1 protein-coding gene is annotated in these 1,335 nt (G+C 61.5%); it reads left to right on the top strand.

The features are described 5' to 3' along the window. Window positions 1-1,335: beta strand repeat-containing protein (locus tag EDC28_RS19910; protein WP_170164182.1), on the top strand; the 1,335-nt coding region annotated here is incomplete at both ends.

Raw genomic sequence — 1,335 nt, 5'->3', positions numbered from 1 at the left:
CAACGCGGTGCTGACCACCGCCTACGGCACCTTGACCCTGACCGGGTTCAGTGGCGATGCCAGCGGCGGCACCATCAGCTACAGCTACACCCTGAACAACAACGTCGATAACGACACAGTGGGTGACGGCAATGGTTACACCGACAGTTTTGCGGTGGTGGTCACCGACGTTGACGACTCGAGCGCCAACAGCAGCCTGGACATCCAGATCAACGACGACGTACCGAGCGCGGTCAACGACAGCAACAGCGTGACCGAAGACGGTCCGCTGACCGCCAGTGGCAACGTGCTGAGCAACGACAGCCAAGGGGCCGACGGTGCCACCGTCACCACCATAGGGACCTTTACCGGCACCTACGGCACCTTGATGCTGTACAGCGACGGCAGCTACACCTACACCCTCAACAACAACCTGGCGGCAGTGCAAGGGCTGAGTGAAGGGGAGACCCTCCTTGATACCTTCAACTACAGCTTGGTGGATGGCGACGGCGACACCAGCGGTGCGGTGCTAACCATCACCATCAACGGCGCCGACGACGGTGTCACCCTGACCGGGTTGGACGGCGAGGGTGGCGAGCAAGTGGTGTTCGAGGCCAACCTGGCCGATGGCTCAAACCCCGATGCAGGCAGCCTCACCCAAAGCGGTAGCTTTAGCTTCGAGAGCGTGGATGGTCTGCAAAGCATCAGTATCGGTGGCCAGAGCTTCACCCTGGCCGAGCTGCAAGCGTTGGCGGGCAGCAACGCGGTGCTGACCACTGCCTTTGGCACCTTGACCCTGACCGGGTTCAGTGGCGATGCCAGCGGCGGCACCATCAGCTACAGCTACACCCTGACCGGGCAGGTGGATAACGACAGTCAAAGTGGCGCCACCGGTGATGGCTACACCGACAGCTTCGCGGTGGTGGTCACCGACGTCGACGGCTCCACTGCCAATGGCAGCCTGGATGTGGCGATCAACGATGATGCACCGCAAGCGGTAGATGATGTTGCCAATCAAGGCGCGGAAGATGCGGCAGTTATCTACAACGTCTTGAGTAACGACACCCTCGGTGCCGATGGTGCGAGCCTAACCGGCGCAGTGCTGACCCAAGGCAGCGGCAGCGTCGCCTTCAACAGCGACGGCACCGTCACCTACACCCCGGCGGCCGGTGAAGATGGGACAGTGATCATCACCTACACCCTGACCGACGGTGACGGTGACACCGACCAAGCCACACTGACCATCAACCTCGGTGACGATTCCACCCCGACCTTGAGCGTGCAAGATGCCCAGTTGGATGAAACCGGCGGGCTGGACAGCAACACCTATACCTTCAGCGCCAGCTACGGCAACGA

This window comes from Gallaecimonas pentaromativorans, from assembly GCF_003751625.1.
GTDB lineage: Bacteria > Pseudomonadota > Gammaproteobacteria > Enterobacterales > Gallaecimonadaceae > Gallaecimonas > Gallaecimonas pentaromativorans.
The sequence above is the reverse complement of the archived record's forward strand: the minus strand, read 5'-3'. Positions and strand labels throughout refer to the sequence as shown.